Genomic DNA, 23,153 nt, shown 5'->3' on the forward strand with positions numbered 1-23,153 from the left:
TCTTATTCAAAAAACGGAACACCTTCTACGGCATATTTTTTCATTCCTTCCTCATTTATCTCTACACCTATTCCAGGTTTATTAGAAACAGTGATAAATCCATTTTCCACCATGGGGCCATCAAAATCCACAATTTCTTGGAACATTGGATTTTTATGGAAATAAATTTGCCATTCCAATATCATGAAATTGGGTACAGAAGCACATACATGTGCAGAAGCCATAGCTCCCAAATAGGAAGCTACCATATGGGGAGCAAAAGGCGTATAATAAAGATTTGCCAAATTGGCTATCCTTTGACCCTCGCCCAATCCACCTACTTTTTGTAAATCTGGCATAATTATATTTACCGCTCCTTTTTCCAACATTTCTCTAAAGTCATATGCTAAATAATGATTTTCTCCCGCACAAATTGGAGTACTGGTTGAAGCTGTAATTTGCTTATAGGCATCTACATTTTCGGCTGGAATAGGCTCTTCCAACCACATTAGGCCAAGAGGCTCCAGCATTTTTGCAACTTTCATTCCTGTAACGGCATCATAACGTCCGTGCATGTCGGCACAGATATCTATATTTGGACCCACAGCCTCTCTAGTGGCAGCCATTTGGTCATACATACGCTGAAGTTCTGCAGGACTTGCTGTCCAGTTATAATAATCATATTTGTTTGGATCATTGCCTTGGTCTAAATCAAATTTTACTGCATTAAAACCCATATCTACAGCTTCTTTGGCACTTGTTGCAAAATCCTCTGGTTTAGGCAAACGAAACTGGTATAAGGCTGTGTCCATATAGACTCTTACTTTATCACGGAACTTACCTCCTAGAAGTTGATAAACTGGCAGATCTAATGCTTTCCCTGCCAAGTCCCATAAAGCTGTCTCAACGGCCGAAAGTACAGCAACATACATTCCAGATTGTGCACCTCTAAAAAATCCAGCTTTTCTAATGTCTTCAAAAAGACGGTGTACATTCAAAGGACTCTTATCTTTTAACATTCTTCCGAACATTTTCACAAGACCATATGTTCCCGGCACTGCATCTGCACCTTCTCCACATCCCCAAATGCCTTGATTTGTGTGTATTTTCACAAATAAACCACTGCCTCCTCTAATATAGGCACATTTTACATCAGTGATTTTTAAATCTGCTGGTGCCGACAATTTTGAGGTTTTATTTATGGCGGTTTCATATTCGTTTCCGTATGCCGAAACTACTCCTAGTCCGGCTCCTGCCATGATACTTTTAGTTATAAATGAGCGTCTTGAATTTTTCATGTTGTTTGGTTTACCAGGTTCTAGTTTTTAATAGTTCTTGAATTTGTGCTTTTGGAACAGGAAGCTCGTCTATATGATCATTGAGCCATTTAGAAAAATCCTTTTCAATTTCATCTGACCAGCGTGTGTCTATCTGCCCTGCTGTATAGGTTCCTTCTCTTAAACGTTCATGCCCAAACATATCTCGCAAGCGTACAACTTCAGAAGTTTTAGCAACTTTCTCAGCCAAATGAGGGGGTATAAAAACTACAACACCTTCTTTGCCCAATACAACATCACCAGGCATAACAGTCACTTTTCTAATACGGGTAGGTTGGTTAATTCCTATAATCATAGTATTTAAATCTCCTTTGGGATTGTGGTACGAAGGATCGTAACTGGTATAATAGGAAGTAAACCCCCCTATTTCCCTAAGTCCTTCAACATCTCTCAAGGCACCATTATAAACAATTCCATTACCAGACTTGGCATAAATGGCATTTCCCACATTGTCCCCAATTGTTGGGCCATTTCTATGGGCACCAAATTGATCTCCCACATACACATCCCCTTTTACCAATAAATCTACCGGCCAAGTATTTTGACCTCTTTTTCCCTGTGCCTTTCCTCTATCATCGATAGCTTTCCATACATCTGGACGAGCAGGCATAAATGTTGCCGTTACCGCACGCCCTACCAAAACACTATCTGGGTTTATCTGCTTCCAGCCTTCTGCGACTTGGTAACCATAACCTTCACCTTTCATAACCGCCCATGCTTCTTCCACGCTTACCAATTTCATTCGAGCTAAAATATCATCCGGGACTTTGGGCCTACCATCATTAAAGCGTTCACCTTTCCATTCAGGAGTTAAAAAAATGAGTTCCTCTTTTGAAATTTGTTGGGAAAAGGCATGTAGCCCAAAACCCATACATAGTAGTGATAGGATTATTTTCTTGAGTTTCATAATTAGTTAGTTATTGATGTTTTTTTATTTAAAAAAAGAATATTTTGCACTTAAACATTTCCAATTCTTTATTTTATTACGAAGTAAATTAGCAAAACCCTATAAATTTAATCGTATTTTTTAATAATACTCAATTTATAGCCTCCCATCTTAATTAGATACAAAACCAGGACACTATCTGTCATCTCGCTTACATATCTCTTGCATTACCCAATTTGTTCTGGCTCCAGATACTCCCGTACTTACACATATACCCTTACCTAAAAGTTCATCTACCATAGTCTGAATAAGCCGTTGCTGTATGTGTTTTGAAATATTGAAATTGAACACCTTATCCTTTTCCCCATCTATTTTTAAGGTAACACTATGGTCACCAAAAAATGGAAATGAAACTTCTCCTTTACTTCCAACTATTGTAGTTACTTCTTCATCGGAAACATTTCCTGTGTTAAATGCCCATACACCATGTCCCAAAACTCCATTCTTAAAACGAAATGTGCCAACAGTAATATCTTCTGCAGGATATATCCCTGCTTGATTACTAGCGTAACCCGTGGCCTCTTCAATAGGACCAAAAAGAAAGTCCATAGCATCCAATTGATGTGATGCCAAATCGTAAAAGTATCCTCCACCGGCCACCTCAGGAAAAATACGCCAATTCTCAGGGTCCTCACTGGCACCCACAATATCTGGACTCAAAGGCTTGTGCAATTTTATATTTACAAACCTAATATCACCAATAACACCTGTATCTATAATTTCTTTCACTTTCAAAAAATTAGGCAGCGCTCTACGGTAATAAGCTACATACAAAGGAACACCAGCTTCTTTACAGGCATTTACCATGGAGAGGCATTCTTTGTGCGTACGTGCCATTGGTTTTTCTACATAAACAGGCTTGCCAGCCGCGGCAGCCTTTAATGTATATTCTTCATGTGAACTTGGTGGGGTTGCTATATATATGGCATTTACATCTGGGTCATTAATAAGTTCATTGGCATCATTATACCACTTGGGCACGTTATGCCGCTCTGCAAAATCTTTTGCTTTTTCGGCATTTCTGCGCATTATGGCAACTATGGTGGAACCTTCTGTTTGTTGTAAAGCGGGACCGCTTTTTACTTCGCATACATCACCAGCGCCTATGATTCCCCAGCGCACTTCTTTTAAAGGCTTCATAATTCTCCGTATGCTCTAAGTATATTATCTATCTGTGCATTCTCCTCTTTGTTGAAGATTTTCTTCTCCGGATTGTCATCCAACCATTTTAAGGTTCTCTTTATCCCTTCAGAAAAAGGAATTGTAGCTTTGAAAGCCGGAACAAAGGTTTTAATCTTGGTATTGTCAAAAATTACAGTTTCAGATTTATCCGCATGTAACCCTGGACCAAAAGAAGGTTCAATTTTGCTAATGAAATCAGACGCAATGTGTACTGCATTCAGCTCACAACCCAAGCTATCGGCCAAAATTTTATGAATCATATTCCAAGTAAGAATTTCGTCAGAAGTAATATGAAAAGGGTGCCCAATGGCCTGTGTTAATCCTAAAAGGCCTACAAGGCCAACTGCAAAGTCATCAGCATGGGTAACAGTCCATAATGAAGTACCATCGCCGTGAATAATAATTTTTTCACCGTTTAAAATTCGCTGTGGTGTAGTGTATTCCTTAAAACCACCTATGGCAATGGGTATCACTGTGTCATAGGTATGTGATGGGCGCACAATGGTCACTGGAAAGTCTTCTTCTCGGTAGGCCTTCATTAACCTATCCTCGCACTTAATTTTATCATTGGAATACTCCCATAGGTTATTTTTAAGGGGAGTGGATTCGGTTATTATAGGATAACTCAATGGTGTTTGGTAACATGAAGCTGAGCTAATAAAAACATATTGCTTGGTCTTTCCTTTAAACAAGGCAATATCCCGCTCAATATCTTCAGGAGTATAAGCCACCCAATTCACAACCACATCCCATGTATGTTTTTTTAAATCGGAAAGCCCATTAGGCTTGGTAATATCTCCTAAGATGGTTTTTACACCCTTAATTTTCACCTTGGTAGTTCCTCTATTAAGATGGTATAGGTCTATACCTTTTTCTATTGCCAATCGGCTAGAAGGGGTACTTATATTCCCAGTACCTCCAATAAACAATACTTTCATTTTAATAATTTGGTTGGTTAAAGTCAAGAACCATCAAGATAATCATATTTAAGGAAAAAGGAATTTATCTAACGTTTGTTTAACTTTTTAACACTTCTTTTTTCCTAACTTTATGAATTCAACAAAATAAACCAACCCAACCTGAATTAAATAAATTCAATATGAAACGATTGTTAGTATTTCTGGCCCTAATATCCTTTATAAGCTGTAATCAGAAAAAAAAGGATGTTGAAGACACAGTCACTGAAGAATTGGAGGAGGTAGCTGTCCATAAGGAAGAGCATGAAACTCCTAAACCCATTGAACCGGGCACAAAAGCCCCTGAATTTAATCTCCCCGGGGTCGATGGAAAAAACTACTCTTTAAGCGATTTTGACGAACATGAAACTCTCGTCATTTTATTTACATGTAACCATTGCCCCACAGCACAGGCATATGAGGACAAGTTCATTAAAATTGTAGATGATTATAAAGACAAAGGAATTGGTTTTGTTGCCATTTCCCCGAATGCGGATGATGCGGTAAGTTTATCTGAATTAGGTTATTCGGACATGGGAGACAGTTTGGAAGAAATGACACTACGTGCCCAACAAAAAAAATACAACTTCCCTTATTTGTATGATGGCAAAACCCAAGATGCCGCTTTGGCATATGGTCCTTTGGCCACACCCCATGTGTTTGTATTTGACAAGAGTAGAACTTTGATTTATAGTGGAAGGATAGACGATACGGAAAATCCTTATATAGCGCCCAAAACAACTGATTTAATCAATACATTGGATGCAATAATAGGTGGAAACGAAGTTCCTGTTGCCAAAACCAAAACTTTTGGATGTTCCATAAAATGGTCTTGGAAAGATGAATGGGCCAAACAACAGTTAGCGGAATGGGCAAAAGAACCTGTAGCGTTAAATGATGCCAATCTGGATGAGATTGGCGGGTTGTTTAAAAATGGCTCCGGCAAACTTAGATTGATCAATGTTTGGGCAACATGGTGTGGTCCTTGTATTATGGAAATGCCCGATTTGATATCAATTAACAGAATGTACAGAGATAGGGATTTTGAATTAATCACTATTTCTGCTGATAAAATAGGAAGAAAGGAAAAGGCTTTGGAAATATTGACCAAAAAAGAGGCTTCTGCCACCAACTATATATATAGCGGTGAAGACATTTATGATCTAATTGAAGTTGTTGATCCAGAATGGCAAGGCTCCTTACCTTATACTGCACTTGTGGCTTCTGATGGAGATGTTTTATACAAAGTGGAGGGTACTTTTGACCCACCCGCTCTTAAGTTGGCCATTGTTGAGCACTTGGGGCGGTTTTATGCAGATAATGAATAAGTTTATATTCTTTTATCCATACTTTATGCTTTTTATTCTCTTTTTTAGAAGACCTGCTAAAATTTCATTAGTTTACAAATTCGTAACAAGATGAATCTACTCTCATAATTATAAGAATTAGTAGCTCCAAAAAATGTATTTTAAGAAGACCTTTTTTTTGCTGATTATTTTGTTATGTGTTGGCCACATAAGTTGGTCCCAAACAAACATTCCACCAACAGTTACTGCAACGGGCGACCAAGTTTATTGTCCGTTAAGTCAAATAAATATTGTTACGGATATTGATATTGTTGACCCCGACGATACCGAAATCGAAGCCCTATATATTCAGATTTCAACAGGGTATGAACAAGGGCAAGATGTATTATCATTAGTTGGAAACCACCCAAATATTAATACCACTTGGAGCGCAAGCCAAGGCAAACTCACCTTAAGTAGTGCAAATGCCACACTCGCAAGCTATGTGGATTTAATTGCCGCGGTCAGAGATGTTTTTTTTGAAAGCAGCTCTCCCACTCCCTCTGGGGAAAAGCTTTTTTCCATTACTGTTGGGGATGTTAATTATCTTCCTTCAACCGATCATTATTATGAATATGTCCCAAGTCTAGGTATTACTTGGACTGAAGCCAGAACTGCGGCGGAAGGAAGAACCTATTTTGGTTTAAGTGGCTATTTGGCAACCATTACGTCAGCAGAAGAGGCCCAATTAACAGGAGAACAAATATCAGGAGCGGGATGGATTGGTGGAAGTGACGCTGGTACTGAAGGAATTTGGCGTTGGGTTACCGGTCCAGAATCTGGAACTGTATTTTGGAATGGGTTAGTAAACGGTAGTTCTCCCAATTATGCCAATTGGAATATTGGGGAGCCTAACCAAGCCGGCGATGAAGATTATGCGCACCTAACAGATCCTAGTGTAGGGAATAGGGGCGCTTGGAACGATTTGAGTAATGTAGGAGCTCCAAATGGCCCCTACCAACCTAAAGGCTATGTAGTTGAATACGGTGGAATGCCTGGAGATCCCATATTGAACATCTCTGCAAGTACAAAAATTTCAATAGCTTCCATTGATAGTATTTCTGGAGCAGAAAGGTGCGGAAATGGAAGCCTATCCTTAACAGCATTGTCTTCTTCTGGAACTGTACAATGGTATGATGCTCCGGAAAATGGGAATCTACTTTTTACTGGCGAAACTTTTACAACTCCCATTATATCTGCCAATACCACTTATTATGCCTATGCATCTTCTGGTGGATGTTCAACAGGAGGGAGAACTCCCGTTGAGGCAATTGTAAATCCATTGCCAGTAATTAGCCCGAGTTTGGATTTTAAAAATTGTGACGAAGATGGAATTGCTGATGGAAATACAGATTTTAATCTAATGGAAGCAAATGAAATTATCACCAATGGGGACAATACCTTAACTGTTACCTATCACCTTCTATATTCCAATGCAGAAGCAGGGGCAGATCCGATCAACCCATCCCCTTTTAATAATAGTACTGCCAATACCGTATATGCAAGAATTGAAAATTCATTTGGATGCCACCAAGTTTCAACAATAAATTTGTTGGTTTCCACAACTGCTTTTCCTTCTGGTTATATGACTGAATTAAATATGTGTGATGATGATTCCATCCCAGATGGATTTCATGTTATGGATATATCTATGGCTACAACAGAAATTTTGAGTCAGTTTCCTGCCAATCAAAATCTAAGTGTACATTATTACAGAAATTTGAACGATGCTACCTTAGAAGATAATGAAATTACCCAACTTAATTACACCAATGAAACCCCAAATGAGCAGATTTTATACGTTAGGGTAGAGAGTAATGACAATGGCGCATGTTTTGGCTTGGGACCCTACTTGACCCTCCGGGTTTTTCCTTTACCTATTTATGAGGTTGCTTCCGAGGCATCCGTTTGCACAGACTCCCAAGTACAATTAAATATTTTTAATCCAGAAGGAAACTATACCTATCAATGGACCAATTCAAATGGAACCGCTTTAAGCAATGAACCTTCTGTTACGGTTACTTCTGGGGGAACCTATAATGTCATTGCTACTTCTGAACTAGGTTGCGAATCAATTACAAGAACGGTTCAGGTGCAAGAATCAAATATCGCTGAAATTGGACTTGAAGATATTACTGTGAGTGATAACTCTAGCAACAATACAATTACCATCAATAATGAAAACAACAATTTAGGTCTGGGTGACTATGAGTTTGCCTTGGACAATGATTTAGGGCCTTACCAAGATGAGCCAAATTTTGATATGGTGGAACCAGGATTGCGCACCCTTTTTATAAGGGACAAAAATGGATGTGGCATAGCCCAAATAGAGATTGGCATAGTTGGGTACCCAAGATTTTTTACCCCCAATAATGACGGAAACAATGATACTTGGCAAGTATTAGGGGTGACTTCTGAATATTACCCTGAATCCAACCTGCTAATTTATGACCGCTATGGCAGGTTAATTGTGCAAGTAGATCCTTTAGGAGAGGGTTGGGACGGTTTTGTGAACAGTACGGCTTTGCCTTCCACTGATTATTGGTTTATGTTACAACTAACAGACAATAGAGGTAACACACATAGCAGAAATGGTCATTTTAGTCTAAAAAGATGATTGAAACCAACTAAAAACACATACTATGAAATTAACCTCAACAACATTGTTTATAGGATTTATATTGCTCTTTAACTGTAAAACTCCTAAAAACACTATAAATACTGAGTGGGAAACCTTGTTCAATGGGTCAAACCTAGAGCGATGGGACACTTATTTGGGCCCCCAATTTAAACCTGGAAGAACTTGGGACAACATTAGGGAATTCCCGGCTTTGGGGTTTAATAATGACACACCAGGCGTTTTTACCGTTGCCGAAATAGATGGCAAAAATGCCATTAGAATATCTGGTGAATATTGGGGCGGTATATCGACCAAAAAAGAATATGAAAATTACCATTTACAACTTAAATTTAAATGGGGGGAGAAAAAGTGGTATCCCAAAGAAAATGACAATAGGGACAGTGGACTTCTATACCATGGTGTGGGTGAGCAAGGTGATGGCGATGGGTTTTGGCTTCGCTCGCAAGAATTACAGATACAAGAGACCGATTGTGGAGATTATTGGGGTGTGGCAGGCGCCATGTTCGATGTAAAAACCACATTAAACGGGGACACCTATCAATATGACAAAAATGGGACCTTACTTACCTTTAGCCAAGATGCTGAAATAGGCAGACATGTAAAAAAATATCCAGATGCAGAAAAACCGACAGGGGAATGGAATACAGTGGACCTATATTGTTATGGTGGAACCAGTATCCATGTTATAAATGGCGTGGTCACCATGATTCTTGAAAACTCCAGAATTAATATAGATGGAAAAATAAGTCCTTTGACCAAAGGAAAAATACAATTGCAATCAGAAGCAGCAGAAGTGTTTTATACGGATATTAAAATCCGTTCAATTACAGAATTACCTCAACTATAGAAACCAATTTAATTTAGAACCATGAAAAAAATAATCAGTTCAATTCTATTCCTTACCCTGTTGACATCAACTATTTACGGGCAAACAGGTAAGGTGTTTGACAACCTAACCGTCACCAGTAAAATACTTAAAGACGAACGTAAATATGCCATATACCTTCCACCCGATTATGAAACATCTGAAAGAAGTTATCCTGTATTGTATTTATTACATGGTGCCGGTGATGACCAAACAGGCTGGGTGCAATTTGGGGAAGTATTGCACCTTACGGACAAGGCCATTAAAAAAGGTGAGGCTACACCCATGATCATTGTAATGCCAGATGCCGATACTGGCAAAAGAGGCTATTTTAACGATATAAGCGGCACATGGCGTTATGAGGATTTCTTTTTTGAGGAACTAATGCCCCATGTAGAGCAAAAATATCGTATTAAAAGTGAAAAAAGATATCGTGCCGTTGCGGGTCTTTCCATGGGTGGTGGTGGTACTTTTATGTATGCACTTCACCATCCCGAACTGTTTTCATCAGCTTGCCCACTAAGTGCCTACGTTGGCCCTTTGACCGTTGAACAATTAAAAAGTAGATTGGACAGAGGAGAGGAAACCTATAAAGAAGCTGACCTTCAGCCTTATTTTGACCGTCACAATGCACTTTCATTGATAGAAAGTGTTTCAGTTGATGATATTAAATCCATTAACTGGTTTATAGATTGTGGTGATGATGATTTTTTGTACGAGGGCAACAGTTTGGTGCACATTGCCCTGCGCAAAAAAGAGATTCCACATGAATATAGGGTAAGGCAAGGTGCTCACAATTGGACCTACTGGAGGGAATCACTCCCAGTTGTATTGTCATTTGTATCGGACACTTTTCACCAGCATTAAATTATAAAGGCTTGTTTCATATTCTTTCTTGGAACAAGCCTAAATTAAAAGTAACTTTAAAACCCAATTGTTAATACCATGAAATATTTGCTTTCACTGTTTTTTTTAATTTTCTTTTTTGGGGCAAAAGCACAAGATTCCGACCCTTTTAAAAATGAGGTGGCCCTTCTTGAAAAAAAATACGATTCCCTTTGGGATTCCACTAAAGAAACCATTGTTTTTACAGGGAGTTCCAGTGTTAGAATGTGGCATAGTCTACAAAATATGTTTCCAGGACATCAAATTGTCAATACTGGTTTTGGAGGGTCCCAAGCTTCGGATTTATTGGTTCACTTAAACTCACTTGTTCTAAAATTCAATCCCAAAAAAGTATTTATCTACGAGGGGGACAATGATATATCAGCAAAAAAGAAACCCAAAAAGATTTTGGGAACCATACAAGAGATAGTGGACAAGATAAAGCAACACAATCCAGAAACCCAAGTTGTTTTAATTTCCGCCAAACCGAGCATTGCCCGTTGGAACCTCAGAAAAAAATATAAAAACCTGAACCGAAAAATGAGTCGGTATTCTGAAGAACATCCCCAATTGGCATTTAGTGATGTTTGGAAACCCATGCTCAACAAAAGAAAGCTCAAAAAAGACATTTTTATACAAGATGGCCTACATATGAACAGTAAGGGGTACGCTATCTGGTATGCCGTAATACAAAACTTTATCAACTAATTAAATTACATGAAAAACTCAATTCTTTTAAAAACCGCTATCGTATTACTTGGACTAACTGCCCTCATTGCCTGTCAAGAAAAAAGAAAGCCCATTAATTTTCCAACTACGGATTTGGCCATGGAAAACATGATACCAAAGCCCGTAAAGGTGATCCCGACCCATACGGCTTTTGGTCTGGACCAAAACACGGTGATCTATACCTCCCAAACCGAAAAGGGTTTTGTTGAAGTGGGCCAGTTTTTGGCCGATAAAATAAAGGACAAGACCCAATTAAGAATTCCTGTGAACAATACTGGAGAAGCCCAGGTGGATAGGATTATCTACATCAACCAATCCGATAGTACAGATTTGGCAACGGATGAGGCCTACCAACTCTATATTACCCAGGATTCATTGATTTTGAACGCTAAAACGGCAGAAGGCGCCTTTAGGGGCGTACAGACCATTCAACAAATTATCCCAGAGGTCAGTAACGATACGTTGGTAGAACACCCCATGTGGTTAATTCCCACGGGAAAAATAATGGACAGCCCCAATTTTGAGTATAGAGGTTCCATGTTGGATGTGGCCAGGCACTTTTTTAGTGTAGAGGACGTAAAAAAATACATAGACCTTTTGGCCTATTACAAATACAATGTACTGCATTTGCACTTGTCCGATGACCAAGGGTGGCGCATAGAGATAAAATCTTGGCCCAAACTCACAGAAATTGGTGGCAGCACAGAAGTTGGTGGAGAATCTGGTGGGTTTTACACCCAAGAAGAATATAAAGAATTGGTCGCCTATGCTGCCAAAAACTTTATTACAATAGTCCCGGAGATTGATATGCCAGGGCATACCAATGCCGCATCCGTCTCCTACCCTATTTTAAACGGAAATGGCAAAACCCCACAATTGTATGAAGGTACCCATGTTGGGTTCAGTACTTTTGACACCAGAAAAGATACGGTCTATGCTTTTATTGATGATGTGGTACGTGAGATTTCTGAACTAACCCCTGGCCCCTATTTTCATATTGGAGGGGACGAAAGCCATGTAACCAAAAAGAACGATTATATATACTTTGTAAACAGGGTAGAAAAGATTGTGGAAAAACATGGCAAAAGAATGATTGGCTGGGACGAGGTTGCCAATGCCGATGTAAGTTCCAACTCCGTGTCCCAGTTTTGGGCCAGTGAAAAAAATGCGCAGACTGCGGTGGCCAAGGGAATGAAAGTAATATTATCGCCCGCAAAAAAAGCCTACTTGGATATGCAGTATGATCTGGAATCCAAACATGGCTTGCATTGGGCTGGCTATATTCCTGTTGATACGGCCTATGTATGGACACCGGAACGGTATGCCCAAGGATTGCCCTTGGAAAACATTTTAGGCATAGAAGCGCCCTTGTGGTCCGAGACCATTAGCAATATTAGCGAATTGGAATATTTGGCCTTTCCACGGGCCATTGGTTATGCAGAGCTGGGCTGGACCTTGGAAGAGAACAGGGACTGGGAAAACTACAAGGTGCGTTTGGCCAACCAAGCGCCTTTTTTAGAACGTATGGAGGTCAACTATTATCCCTCTACTTTAATTGATTGGAAAAAAGGCAAAAATACCTATACAGAAATACTAAAGGATTAAAGCGAGTCTAAGGGACTTTTGATATTTGACAAGCTTCGTGGTGTGACTTTGGTATAAATTTGGGTGGTTTTTTGTCATAATCGCCGCAACGGCTCATCTACTCAACACATCAGGACGCTACCTGCCCGTCCGGCAGGCGGGTATACAATTTATTCACTGTTGCTTTTTAGTTCATGGGTGTTCATCGGTCGCTGCGCTCGGTGGCACGGCAAATTTTATTCCCAATATCGCAAAATCCATAAGATACGGCCACTATGTGGCCTTCTTGAGGCCTGTTATTTGGGACACGGTGACCAAAAAATGACAGGTTCCCAAACAACAGTCATGCGATTTTGCTATATTTCCTTAAAATTAGCTACCAGCGCTCCAACTCGCACACTGCTTTCGCAGATGTCGTACATAGCACGGCATTAGGCATAATTTAAAACTGAAAATAACATAATGATTAATGCATACGAATACTTTAAAAATCATCCGAAATTCAACAAGCTTGTTGGAAATGATTTCTTGTTCGTAGAATATAAATGTCCTCTCAATATTGAAGAATATCAATTGTGGATTGAAAATCATTTAATTACTTATGTCATTAGCGGAAAAAAGGATTGGATTACTTCAAAAAAAACACACAAACTTATTGCTGGTGACACCCTATTTGTTAGAAAGGGTGTTTATACTACAAAGCAATATTTAGAAAGTGAGTATTGTGTAATGCTATTTTTTATTAATGATAATTTCATAAAAAGGTTTATTTCAGAGAATCCAACTTTTAAAAGAGAATTCAATAATAAGAAAGAGTATAATCAAATTTTCGACATTACTACTAATGACGTATTTAAAACATTAATTGAAAGCATATTCCAATATTTAAACCAAGAAGTGGAAATGCCTAAAGAATTAGTGGAAATTAAATTTAAAGAATTACTCTTCAATATCGTACTTAACTCAAACAATAAAGAACTGCTATTTTTCTTTAATTCAATAATACAAAACAGTAAAACAACTATTGAAAATATTATGACAGAAAATTTTCAATACGATTTAAAAATACCTGATTTTGCAAAACTTTGTGGAAAAAGCATATCTTCTTTTAAACGTGAATTTAAAAATAAATTTAATACAACACCAAATAGGTGGTTAATCAACAAAAGAATAGACCACTCTAAAACACTACTACTAGGTACAAATTTAGCCGTAAGCGAGGTAGGCTATGAATGTGGATTTAAAAATAATTCCCATTTTATTCAAGCTTTTAAAAAGGCAGCAAAAGTAACGCCCAATAGATATAGAATACTCAAAAAAGAAGCGTAACTATATTTCTTGAACTTTTAAGAACATTATTTGGGCTTTTAAGAAATCCTGATTGGCAATATAAATACAACCTTTACATCATTAGTAAATTAAAAAAATGATGTAATGCATAATCAAGATTTTTCAACCAAGAATACAACATCCGTTAAAGACACTTCCATTGTTCACCAAAGACATTTAGTTCTTACTGAAAAATATCTAAAAGATACTACATCTGCTTGGATTACTGATTCTGCAGAGGTTATTGGAATAAATTTAAACGACCCATTTAGAACCTCGGTTTCCATAAATGGTAAAATGAAGATTCCATTTAAAATTGGAGTTCATAAAGCAGTTGGAGGCGACCACGATTTTCCAAACCCAGGCGATTTACTATGTGCTTCTTTAGCATCTTGTTTTGAAAGTACCATTAGACTCATTTCTAATAAATTGAGAATAGAACTCATTGAAACGAAAATTTATGCAACGGCCCAAGTTGATGTAAGAGGTACTTTAATGATCGATACAACTGTTCCTGTTGAGTTTCAATCTATGCATATTGATGCATTACTAATTGCTAAAAACACAAATGAAAAGCTTTTACATACCTTAATAGATGCAGCAAAACGAAGTTGTATTGTCTATCAAACTATAAAAAAAGGCATCCCAATTACTTTACATACAGATATTAAGATTAAGTAACTAAAAAAATATGAGAAATATCTTTAAGCAAGTCGCACATTTACTTCTGATCATCTTTACCTTTTCTTGCAGCAAGGGTGATGCTACCATAACCTCGGAACCAAATCAAGTTGTAACCGATATATACGTAGCAGGATACGAATCAAATGGTAGTGTTACTGTTGCAAAATATTGGAAAAATGGAGTAGAAACAATATTAACAGATGGTACTAATGATGCATTTGCAAATTCCATTTTTGTATCCGGAAACGATGTATATGTAGCTGGTTTAGAATATGACGGCACAAAAAATAAGGCTAAAGTATGGAAAAACGGTATCGAAACATCTTTAATTTCTGTTGCGAATGAATCAAGTGCCAACTCAATATTTGTATCTGGAAATGATGTATATGTTGGAGGTTTTTCTAGATCTTTATCAGGTAGTCCAGCGGCTGTTATATATAAAAATGGTAGCCCAATAGCTATTCAAAACAATGCAGCAGCATCAGTTGTAAAATCGGTTTTTGTTTCTGAAACCAACGTATATGGCGCTGGTTTCATTACATCATCTAACAGTAATGTTAGGCAATCAAAACTTTGGAAAAATGACGCAGGTTCTCCTACAAATGGTAGTGGTCAAGCATATTCTGTATTTGTTTTTGAAAACGATGTGTATGTTGCAAGTACAGAGCTTATTAGTGCTACCAATAATGCAACTGCAACCATTTGGAAAAATGGTGTAAAAACGCATTTGAGTTCTGCCGGTGAAAACACCCGCGCTAACTCGGTTTATGTTTCTAAAGGAAATGTATATGCGGCCGGATTTGAATTTAATAGTCATTCTGTGGCCAAAATCTGGAAAAATGGTATAGAATCTTCATTAACTGCTGCTACTGAATTTTCAGCTGCCAACTCAGTTTTTGCTATTGAAGAAGATGTGTATGTTGTGGGGTATAAATTGAACACTATTACAACTAATGAAGTGGCAACAATATGGGAAAATGGAATTGAAACGTCTTTAACAGATGGTTTTCAGCACTCAATTGCTAATTCTGTTTTTGTTACAAGAAATTAAAAACATAAATTATGAAAAAATCAATCATCTTACTTTACGGAATTTTAGCCTATATTGTTTTTCTAATTGCCTTTTTATATGCCATTGGTTTTGTTGGCAACATAATTGTGCCAAAATCAATAGATTCAGGAATAGGAGCAACATTATCTTCATCTATAGTAATCAATTTAGTTTTGCTTAGTGTTTTTGCTTTGCAGCATAGCATTATGGCTCGTCCTGCATTTAAACGCTGGTTCACAACCATAATTAGCCCAGCTATGGAACGAAGCACCTATATACTGCTATCTAGTTTGGCTTTAGTATTAATTTTTTGGAAATGGCAACCAATAACAACTATTGTATGGGATGTAGAAAATGAAATTGTTAGTCTGGTTCTAACAATTATATTTTTTCTGGGTTGGCTTATTGTATTACTATCTACATTTATGATTAATCATTTCGAGCTTTTTGGCTTAGCACAGATTTTCGACAATCTTAAAAACAAAAAAACGCCAAACCCAAAATTTCAAACTAATTATTTATATAAACTAGTACGCCATCCGTTAATGTTAGGATTTTTAATCGCTTTTTGGGCAACACCAACTATGACTGTTGGACATTTATTATTTACACTAGTAACAACTATTTACATTTTTGTAGCTGTAAAATATTTAGAAGAAAAAGACCTAAGAAAGACCATAGGCGAAAAATATGAAACCTATCAAAAAGAAGTGCCTATGATTATTCCATTCACTAAAAACAAGCGGTAGATATAGGAAAAAACTATGCCTAACAAAGAACTGAGTTAAAAAACATAGGGCATTTGGTGCTTAACCTAAGTCCTTTTTACTTTTTAATATTACCAAACCGAAACGTATGGCTTATCACCTGCCCTACGTTTATTATACTAAACGATGATGTCGAATTATTCATTGATTTTTATTGTTTTTAAAAGTATTCATCAGTCGCTGCGCTCGGTGGCACGGCAAATTTTAAAAATCCATAAGATACGGCCACTATGTGGCCTTCTTGAGGCCTGTTATTTGGGACACGGTGCCTAAAAAAAGACAGGTTCCCAAACAACAGTCATGCGATTTTGCTATATTTCCTTAAAATAAGCCACCAGCGCTACAACTCGCACACTGCTTTCGCAGATGTCGCACATAGCGCGGCATTGTGCTTCATTATGCTCAGCATTAACCGATGAAAGAAACAAGTACATAAAAGAATTATTTATCCATTAATCTTCTCTTGGCAACCTTGAATCTTCCTGAGCAATTTGATAGACAAGTGCTGCAATTACAGTAGCATTTATTATCATATCGCGTTCGGGAACATATTCTAGAGCATCCAAATTAGTATGATGCGTTACTGTGCTATAGTTTAGCGCATCTTGAATTATCTGAAATCCAGGAATTTTATAATAATCGAAAACATCGTGATCTGTAAAATCTGTATTTTGAATGGTAAGATTATTAACATCTAAATGCGCATAGGGTTCCAACATTTCTTTAAAAATAGGTTTTACCGCCTCGTTTCCTTGCATATAGATACCTCGCATTTGTCCAGCACCATTGTCCATATTTAAATAGGCCGAAATCTTTTCAACCTCTTTTTTTCTAGTAGTTTCTTTTACTTTACCGAAGTGTTTTTCCGCATAGGCCATAGAACCTACAAATGCTTGTTCCTCTCCTCCCCATAACGCAATTCTTATAGTTCGTTTTGGTTTTAATCCAGAAGCTTTTATAATTCGCATCACTTCCATCATCACGGCAGAACCGGCTCCATTATCTGTAGCTCCGGATGCAGAATGCCAAGAGTCAAAATGTGCACCAATCATTACTACTTCGTCTTTTAATTTTGGATCAGAACCCGTAATTTCTGCAAAAATATTTACGTTGTTTTGAGGTTTTAAATAAAGCTCAGAATCTAAATGGAATTTAATTTTAGGACTAATATCTTTCCCTATTAAACGTTTTAATTTTCCGAAGCTCTCTGGAGAAATCGCAAAATAGGGTATTGGTTTTGCATCACTTTCTCTAAAATTATAAGTACCGCTTGGATGAATAACACCCGGAAAAAAAGGGGTAGTTCCTAAAATACCTAAAGCACCTTCTGCTTTTAAAAAGGCAAAAAAGGCATCATCCTTTCTCACCATATTATCGAAAATAAAATCCAAATTTCCAATTAAATCCATATCTCCAGCATTATGGCTTAAAGGGTTATTTGGTGCAGGTACAATTGATTTTTCAGCTTCTTCAAGTTGATCTTTAGTAAATCGTGTGGAAAGTGGCTCGAATAACATATTTTGTTCTGGAGCAGCTCCTATGAGTATGGTTTTTCCTTGTAATTTTCCACTCCATTGTTTTCTAACTTTTTCTAAATCGGCATGACTTTCAATCCAAATTAAATCCCCTATTTGCACTCCATTTGAACTTTCTGTCCACGCATACGGATAGGCTTGTATTTTCATATAGGCAGGTTCTGTCATTTCTAAATTAAATGATTTTACTTCCCACCCCATACAATCATCACAATAATTTTCGAAATACGCTTTATCCACGCCCCATTTTTCCATGGTTTTCTTCGCCCATTCTGCTGCCGTATAATATTGATTTGTTCCTGCTAATCGGGGGCCATAGACATCGGATAGGTCAGAGATTAGACTCATTACTTGTGATTTCTGAAAGCCTTCAGTATTAATTTTAGCAAGCGCTTGAGATTTTGTTTGGCTGATTGCAGAGAATCCTATAAAAAGGAATACTGCAATAGTAATTTTAGAAAAGATTTTCATAATGAGAATAATTGTTAATTTGGTTACAATGCAATGAAATTAATAAAGAATAACGAAAGTACAACACCATGTATAATTAATTGCTTAACAGTGGGTAAAGAGTATCTCGGAAATCCTAGCGGATTTCCTAACTGCAATGCTTTTTTTTTATCTTAGTTGCTTACACAACTAACCATACACAAACCGATGATGTCGAATTATTCATTGATTTTTATTGTTTTTAAAAGTATTCATCGGTCGCTGCGCTCCAACTCGCACACTGCTTTCGGAGATGTCATACATAGCGCGGCGTTAGCCATCATTTGAAAAAAAACATTACGATGAAAATTAAACTGACTTTTTCACTCTTAATTATTTTCCAATTCGGATTTTCTCAACAGTATGACACGGTTGTGATAGAAGATGAAAATATAGATAAAAACAACGAAATTTATAAAACTGGAAACGTATTCGTTTACGATTACGAGATAATCCAAGATGGAGAACGATGCAAGCTTAAGAAAAACAACGGAATGTTTGCAAGAAGCGAATTTGAACTCGTGCCAATCGGAACTGATAGCATTGAAGTTGATAAAATCCATCTTATAGTTCTGCCAGTCGAAGGTGCCGACAGAACCAATGGCAATCAAACTCAAATATCTTATTTACAAGACCCAATTTATGCTTCACTAAACTCAACTGGGGCGGTAGAGAATGAAAACAACGTTTGGATACATCCGATAAGAAAAGGCTTTTTTAATTCATTAGAGACTGCACCATTTCCGTTTATAAAAAAACCTTTGACAATTGGGGCGGAATGGACTGACCAAATGAAAATCGGACAAGGTTGGGGAAATGAAATGTGGGGACAATGGGAAGGTTCATTAATTCTGAGTTACAATTACAAAATAATTGGAAAGGAGACGTTGAAAACAGAACTTGGCGAAATTGAATGTTTGGTAATTGAGAGTACTGCAAAATCAAATTTAGTAACAACCAGATTAAAAAGTTATTTTTCGGAAAGATTGGGTTTTGTTCGATTAGAGTACGAACTGATGAATGATATAAAAGTGAATATGTGGCTGATTGATACCAAAACTGGAAAAGAATTTAATGATACGAGAACATTTTTTCAAACAAAAGAATACATTAAACAGTAGAAAAAAAGGTTTGTAACAAAGGCTCCTATGAATTAATTGCGGCAGAAATTCACTCACAATTATTATCTTAGAGCCACAACGCAACACATCGGCAGCTAAAGGTAATTTGGTCCAACTCCTGGAATTCCCTATACTTATTAAAGGGTAGCCTTGCAATACCTTAGACATCTTGTCCAGAACTATGCCATGATTTAAATTGTATAACCATTTTATCGTATCTTCATTCTCATTGCTGAACGACGTTTAGCCCTAAAATTAGCAACAAGCTAAAAAAACACCTATTAACATTAGATGAAAAAGATTATCAAGGCATTTTTCAAAGAGATAGTTCCTATTATAGTTGGTATTTTAGTCGCATTGTATATCAACAATTGGAATGAAGATAGAAAAGACAAAAATTATATTAATCGAATATCAACATCCATTCAAAACGAATTAACCGAATCCCATGATGATATAAATATAAAATTAGTTAAGCAAAATACGTTAATTGACTCTCTTAAATTTTATTCAAAAGACAATCAAATATCATTAGATAAGATAATAAAAAAAGCAGATGGAATTTATATCCCGAAAATAAGAATTAACTCTTGGAAAGCCATTTCTAATTCAAAAATTGAATTAATGGATTATCAGAAAGTTTCTACTTTGGCAGATATCGAGGAGCAAAAGGATCTTTTGCAAATGAAAGCGGAAAAGTTAATAGACTTTATATATTCAAATTATAAAGAAACGGGAAAAGAGAAAAAGGAATTTATGATAATAATGATGTCTGAGGTTATAAGTACTGAAAAATCTTTGCAAGAGGATATTAGGAAAATTATTAAAGAATAAAGCCCAGTTTGGATATTAAAAAATGTCTCAAGGTTAAATACTATTATTTAAAAGTTCAGAAAACAACTAGAACGTAAAAGCCAGTCGACATCACCACCAAACTGCTTTACTTTTTATTCACAAAAAAAGTGTACTCAAATTTAAAAGTTAATAAAAGTCATACTAAATTGTATTTTTAAGTACCCCAAACACTGACTACTTACTTTAAAAATTTTATTTTTATAGGACACATCCAACCATAGTACTTATACATGAAAAAAATTCTCTCTCTTGGCCTTGTTATTCTATGCAGTAACTTACTAATTATCGCCCAGGATACAAGCCCAGTAATCAAAAGCATTATCAACGAGGCCAATGAAAACTCACAGTTAGAAAACCTAGCACATGAATTAATGGACGGAATTGGCCCGCGCCTTGTAGGAACTCCGCAAATGAAAAATGCACATGATTGGGCAGTCAACAAATACAAAAGTTGGGGCATAGATGCCGAAAATGAAGAATGGGGAGAATGGCGAGGATGGGAACGCGGTATTACCCACATAGATATGGTGTATCCAAGAGTCCAAAGTCTTAAAGGAACCCAATTGGCATGGAACCCCAGCACAAAAGGAAAGGGAGTAACAGCAGAACTGGTAGTTTTGCCCATGGTAAAAGATTCAATGGAATTTGCAAAGTGGTTGCCCTCTGTAAAAGGAAAGTTGGTCATGATATCCATGCTACAACCCACTGGAAGACCAGATTATAATTGGAAGGAATTTGCCACAGAAGAGTCATTTTCAAAAATGAAAGAAAACCGTGAAAAACAAACGAAAGAGTGGAACGATAATATGAAACTGACTGGCTATGGGAGAAGAACTCTTGCCCCTGCTTTGGAAGAAGCTGGTGCGGCAGGGATTGTAGCTTCTTATTGGTCCCGTGGTTTTGGGGTAAACAAGATTTTTGCCGCTTACACAAAAAAAATACCGACGGTAGATTTAGAACTAGAAGATTATGGAATGTTGTATAGGTTGGTAGAATCTGGCAAAAAACCAAAAATAAATATTGTCGCTGAATCCAAAGAGCATGGGACCGTTCCCACTTTTAATACGATAGCCCAAATAAAAGGGACTGAAAAACCTAATGAATATGTTATCCTCTCTGCACATTTTGATTCATGGGACGGTGGCACAGGGGCGACAGATAATGGCACAGGCACCTTAGTTATGATGGAAGCCATGCGCATTCTAAAAAAATTCTATCCCAATCCCAAAAGAACAATTTTAGTAGGCCACTGGGGAAGTGAGGAGCAGGGACTTAATGGATCAAGAGCTTTTGTGGAAGACCATCCAGAAATAGTTGAGGGCGTTCAGGCCCTATTTAATCAAGATAATGGGACTGGTCGTGTGGTCCGTATGTCCGGTGGTGGATTTTTAAATGCATATGACTATTTAAGCAAATGGCTCTACGCTGTTCCAAAAGAGATAACTTCTGAAATTGAAACTACTTTTCCAGGCACTCCGGCCCGAGGGGGGTCCGATTATGCTTCTTTTCAAGCAGCTGGTGCTCCTGCTTTTAGTTTAAGCTCCCTAAATTGGAGCTACTGGAACTATACATGGCACACAAACAGGGACACTTATGACAAAATTATTTTTGATGATGTAAACAACAATGTAATTCTTACGGCAATTCTTGCCTACATGGCCAGTGAGGACACAGAAAAAACATCTAGGAAAAAGGCTATCTTACCTATTAGCAACAGGACAGGTAAGCAACTAGAGTGGCCAGAACCACGCTCTCCGGAACGAAAAGGTGGGTTGGATGACCAATAGAATTTGTTACAGTTGATTATTCCTCTTCCAAAGAATCTTCTTCGTCCGTTTCAGAAAAATCATTGAGACCCTGTGCTATCAATAAGTTGTACCATTGTATAATTTTTTTGATATCACTGGCATAAACACGGTCCTCATCATAGTTGGGAAGTACTTCAAAGAAATATTCTTCCAATTTTATTTTTTCCTCTTTATGTCCTATCGAGGTTTTGCCTCCGTTTTCTTTGTCTTTTATTTTTTGAAAAACTTCTCTAAGTGGTAATTCTTCATCTAAGGTATAAATGGCAATTTCTGACAATACACTTACATTGTTGCTTAGACTTACCGAAATTCTTTTTCCATCCAACAAGGATTCCGCAACAAAACCACTACGCGTCTGTGTCACCAATTTAAAAAGTCCTGGTCTACCACCAATGGATAAAATCTTGTCTAAGCTCATTTTTTAAAAATTTTCGACAAATATTAAACATTTACTTTAATTATTAAATGCTTTTACCTTGCTTTTTTTGCATCGGGAAAACGCATCCTGTAATCTACCTTAATTTTGCCTTTGGAAATACTTGAAAGTCTGCCTCTTAAAAGTCGTTTTTTAAGGGATGATAGTTTGTCGGTAAACAAAACTCCCTCAATATGATCATATTCATGTTGAATGACCCTTGCTAAGAGCCCATCAAAGGTCTCTGTATGCTCCTTAAAGTTTTCATCCATATAGGAAATGGTAATGGTATCCTTTCTGGAAACATCCTCCCTAACATCAGGAATACTTAAACAACCCTCATTAAAATCCCAGTTCTTTCCTGTTTCTTCAACCATATGGGCATTAATAAATGTCTTTTTAAAGCCTGCAAGTGCTTTTTGCTCTTCCTTGGACAACTCCTCATCTTCTGCAAAAGGAGAGGTATCCACTAAAAAAATACGAATGGCACGACCTACCTGTGGTGCGGCCAAACCTACACCAGAGGCATTATACATGGTCTCCCACATATTCTCCAACAATGTATCCAATTCTGGGTAATCCTTATCTATATCTTTTCCTACCTTTCGTAAAACAGCATCTCCGTAGGCTATAATGGGTAATATCATCT

General features: G+C 37.2%; 20 protein-coding genes. 13 read left to right on the forward strand and 7 right to left on the reverse strand.

Going from position 1 to position 23,153, the window contains the following annotated elements:
• Window positions 1–2 precede the first annotated feature (2 nt).
• The 4 genes from GGR42_RS14260 to GGR42_RS14275 form a co-directional block, all read right to left on the reverse strand.
• Window positions 3–1,277 carry a mandelate racemase/muconate lactonizing enzyme family protein gene (locus GGR42_RS14260; protein ID WP_167965389.1) on the reverse strand — a complete coding sequence of 425 codons (1,275 nt, stop codon included), beginning with the start codon at window positions 1,275–1,277 and terminating at the stop codon, window positions 3–5.
• 10 nt (window positions 1,278–1,287) lie between these two features.
• Window positions 1,288–2,223 carry an RraA family protein gene (locus tag GGR42_RS14265; protein ID WP_167965391.1) on the reverse strand — a complete coding sequence of 312 codons (936 nt, stop codon included), beginning with the start codon at window positions 2,221–2,223 and terminating at the stop codon, window positions 1,288–1,290.
• 174 nt (window positions 2,224–2,397) lie between these two features.
• Window positions 2,398–3,402 (reverse strand): Gfo/Idh/MocA family protein, encoded by a 1,005-nt coding sequence (locus tag GGR42_RS14270; RefSeq protein ID WP_167965393.1) that lies wholly within the window; start codon window positions 3,400–3,402, stop codon window positions 2,398–2,400.
• The gene (locus tag GGR42_RS14275) at window positions 3,399–4,382 is read right to left on the reverse strand and encodes an NAD-dependent epimerase/dehydratase family protein (RefSeq protein ID WP_167965395.1); all 984 of its coding nucleotides are present in this window, start codon (window positions 4,380–4,382) and stop codon (window positions 3,399–3,401) included. Before GGR42_RS14275 ends, GGR42_RS14270 begins: the two co-directional genes overlap by 4 nt.
• Before the next feature lie 161 nt (window positions 4,383–4,543).
• Here GGR42_RS14275 and GGR42_RS14280 point away from each other — a divergent pair, with 161 nt between their 5' ends.
• From GGR42_RS14280 to mddA, 10 genes are all read left to right on the forward strand, one after another.
• Window positions 4,544–5,728, forward strand: coding sequence for a redoxin domain-containing protein (locus GGR42_RS14280; RefSeq protein ID WP_167965397.1), 1,185 nt, complete (start codon window positions 4,544–4,546; stop codon window positions 5,726–5,728).
• Between the two features lie 133 nt (window positions 5,729–5,861).
• Complete coding sequence (locus GGR42_RS14285; RefSeq protein ID WP_167965401.1) at window positions 5,862–8,363, forward strand: T9SS type B sorting domain-containing protein; 2,502 nt, start codon at window positions 5,862–5,864, stop codon at window positions 8,361–8,363.
• Between the two features lie 25 nt (window positions 8,364–8,388).
• A complete protein-coding gene (locus GGR42_RS14290) occupies window positions 8,389–9,234 on the forward strand; it encodes a 3-keto-disaccharide hydrolase (protein WP_167965404.1) in 846 nt (281 codons plus the stop codon).
• A gap of 21 nt (window positions 9,235–9,255) precedes the next feature.
• On the forward strand, window positions 9,256–10,119 hold the full coding sequence (locus GGR42_RS14295; RefSeq protein ID WP_167965407.1) for an alpha/beta hydrolase: 864 nt from the start codon (window positions 9,256–9,258) through the stop codon (window positions 10,117–10,119).
• A gap of 78 nt (window positions 10,120–10,197) precedes the next feature.
• On the forward strand, window positions 10,198–10,845 hold the full coding sequence (locus GGR42_RS14300) for an SGNH/GDSL hydrolase family protein (RefSeq protein WP_167965409.1): 648 nt from the start codon (window positions 10,198–10,200) through the stop codon (window positions 10,843–10,845).
• 9 nt (window positions 10,846–10,854) lie between these two features.
• Window positions 10,855–12,471, forward strand: a complete 1,617-nt coding sequence (locus GGR42_RS14305) for a family 20 glycosylhydrolase (protein WP_167965411.1) — start codon at window positions 10,855–10,857, stop codon at window positions 12,469–12,471.
• A 441-nt stretch (window positions 12,472–12,912) separates the two neighbouring features.
• Window positions 12,913–13,779, forward strand: a complete 867-nt coding sequence (locus GGR42_RS14310; protein ID WP_167965413.1) for a helix-turn-helix domain-containing protein — start codon at window positions 12,913–12,915, stop codon at window positions 13,777–13,779.
• Between the two features lie 105 nt (window positions 13,780–13,884).
• A complete protein-coding gene (locus tag GGR42_RS14315) occupies window positions 13,885–14,460 on the forward strand; it encodes an OsmC family protein (RefSeq protein ID WP_167965415.1) in 576 nt (191 codons plus the stop codon).
• Between the two features lie 10 nt (window positions 14,461–14,470).
• Window positions 14,471–15,514: a hypothetical protein gene (locus tag GGR42_RS14320; protein ID WP_167965418.1), complete on the forward strand. Its 1,044-nt coding sequence runs from the start codon at window positions 14,471–14,473 to the stop codon at window positions 15,512–15,514.
• A gap of 11 nt (window positions 15,515–15,525) precedes the next feature.
• Entirely contained in the window at window positions 15,526–16,263 is a 738-nt protein-coding gene (gene mddA / locus GGR42_RS14325; RefSeq protein ID WP_167965420.1) for a methanethiol S-methyltransferase, read from the forward strand.
• Window positions 16,264–16,733: 470 nt separating this feature from the next.
• Here mddA and GGR42_RS14330 read toward each other — a convergent pair whose 3' ends face one another.
• Window positions 16,734–18,287 carry a M20/M25/M40 family metallo-hydrolase gene (locus GGR42_RS14330; protein WP_167965422.1) on the reverse strand — a complete coding sequence of 518 codons (1,554 nt, stop codon included), beginning with the start codon at window positions 18,285–18,287 and terminating at the stop codon, window positions 16,734–16,736.
• Between the two features lie 320 nt (window positions 18,288–18,607).
• Here GGR42_RS14330 and GGR42_RS14335 point away from each other — a divergent pair, with 320 nt between their 5' ends.
• The 3 genes from GGR42_RS14335 (at window position 18,608) to GGR42_RS14345 (ending at window position 22,068) form a co-directional block, all read left to right on the forward strand.
• Complete coding sequence (locus tag GGR42_RS14335; RefSeq protein WP_167965424.1) at window positions 18,608–19,426, forward strand: hypothetical protein; 819 nt, start codon at window positions 18,608–18,610, stop codon at window positions 19,424–19,426.
• 291 nt (window positions 19,427–19,717) lie between these two features.
• Window positions 19,718–20,260, forward strand: coding sequence for a hypothetical protein (locus GGR42_RS14340; protein WP_167965426.1), 543 nt, complete (start codon window positions 19,718–19,720; stop codon window positions 20,258–20,260).
• Between the two features lie 251 nt (window positions 20,261–20,511).
• A complete protein-coding gene (locus GGR42_RS14345; RefSeq protein ID WP_167965428.1) occupies window positions 20,512–22,068 on the forward strand; it encodes a M20/M25/M40 family metallo-hydrolase in 1,557 nt (518 codons plus the stop codon).
• 16 nt (window positions 22,069–22,084) lie between these two features.
• Here GGR42_RS14345 and GGR42_RS14350 read toward each other — a convergent pair whose 3' ends face one another.
• Both GGR42_RS14350 and def read right to left on the reverse strand, forming a co-directional pair.
• Window positions 22,085–22,507: a DUF5606 family protein gene (locus GGR42_RS14350; protein ID WP_167965430.1), complete on the reverse strand. Its 423-nt coding sequence runs from the start codon at window positions 22,505–22,507 to the stop codon at window positions 22,085–22,087.
• Window positions 22,508–22,560: 53 nt separating this feature from the next.
• A complete protein-coding gene (gene def, locus GGR42_RS14355; RefSeq protein ID WP_167965432.1) occupies window positions 22,561–23,151 on the reverse strand; it encodes a peptide deformylase in 591 nt (196 codons plus the stop codon).
• Between the last annotated feature and the right edge of the window lie 2 nt (window positions 23,152–23,153).

Origin of the sequence: Saonia flava, assembly GCF_011927795.1 — a bacterium.
Lineage (GTDB): Bacteria > Bacteroidota > Bacteroidia > Flavobacteriales > Flavobacteriaceae > Saonia > Saonia flava.

Bases quoted from the DNA above. Each gene is read 5' to 3' on its own strand.
- GGR42_RS14320 (WP_167965418.1), top strand. From the start codon at position 14,471: ATGAGAAATATCTTTAAGCAAGTCGCACATTTACTTCTGATCATCTTT.
- def (WP_167965432.1), bottom strand. From the start codon at position 23,151: ATGATATTACCCATTATAGCCTACGGAGATGCTGTTTTACGAAAGGTA.
- GGR42_RS14300 (WP_167965409.1), top strand. From the start codon at position 10,198: ATGAAATATTTGCTTTCACTGTTTTTTTTAATTTTCTTTTTTGGGGCA.
- GGR42_RS14280 (WP_167965397.1), top strand. From the start codon at position 4,544: ATGAAACGATTGTTAGTATTTCTGGCCCTAATATCCTTTATAAGCTGT.
- GGR42_RS14350 (WP_167965430.1), bottom strand. From the start codon at position 22,507: ATGAGCTTAGACAAGATTTTATCCATTGGTGGTAGACCAGGACTTTTT.
- GGR42_RS14260 (WP_167965389.1), bottom strand. From the start codon at position 1,277: ATGAAAAATTCAAGACGCTCATTTATAACTAAAAGTATCATGGCAGGA.
- mddA (WP_167965420.1), top strand. From the start codon at position 15,526: ATGAAAAAATCAATCATCTTACTTTACGGAATTTTAGCCTATATTGTT.
- GGR42_RS14310 (WP_167965413.1), top strand. From the start codon at position 12,913: ATGATTAATGCATACGAATACTTTAAAAATCATCCGAAATTCAACAAG.
- GGR42_RS14295 (WP_167965407.1), top strand. From the start codon at position 9,256: ATGAAAAAAATAATCAGTTCAATTCTATTCCTTACCCTGTTGACATCA.
- GGR42_RS14275 (WP_167965395.1), bottom strand. From the start codon at position 4,382: ATGAAAGTATTGTTTATTGGAGGTACTGGGAATATAAGTACCCCTTCT.
- GGR42_RS14335 (WP_167965424.1), top strand. From the start codon at position 18,608: ATGAAAATTAAACTGACTTTTTCACTCTTAATTATTTTCCAATTCGGA.
- GGR42_RS14345 (WP_167965428.1), top strand. From the start codon at position 20,512: ATGAAAAAAATTCTCTCTCTTGGCCTTGTTATTCTATGCAGTAACTTA.
- GGR42_RS14305 (WP_167965411.1), top strand. From the start codon at position 10,855: ATGAAAAACTCAATTCTTTTAAAAACCGCTATCGTATTACTTGGACTA.
- GGR42_RS14270 (WP_167965393.1), bottom strand. From the start codon at position 3,402: ATGAAGCCTTTAAAAGAAGTGCGCTGGGGAATCATAGGCGCTGGTGAT.
- GGR42_RS14340 (WP_167965426.1), top strand. From the start codon at position 19,718: ATGAAAAAGATTATCAAGGCATTTTTCAAAGAGATAGTTCCTATTATA.
- GGR42_RS14290 (WP_167965404.1), top strand. From the start codon at position 8,389: ATGAAATTAACCTCAACAACATTGTTTATAGGATTTATATTGCTCTTT.
- GGR42_RS14285 (WP_167965401.1), top strand. From the start codon at position 5,862: ATGTATTTTAAGAAGACCTTTTTTTTGCTGATTATTTTGTTATGTGTT.
- GGR42_RS14315 (WP_167965415.1), top strand. From the start codon at position 13,885: ATGCATAATCAAGATTTTTCAACCAAGAATACAACATCCGTTAAAGAC.
- GGR42_RS14330 (WP_167965422.1), bottom strand. From the start codon at position 18,287: ATGAAAATCTTTTCTAAAATTACTATTGCAGTATTCCTTTTTATAGGA.
- GGR42_RS14265 (WP_167965391.1), bottom strand. From the start codon at position 2,223: ATGAAACTCAAGAAAATAATCCTATCACTACTATGTATGGGTTTTGGG.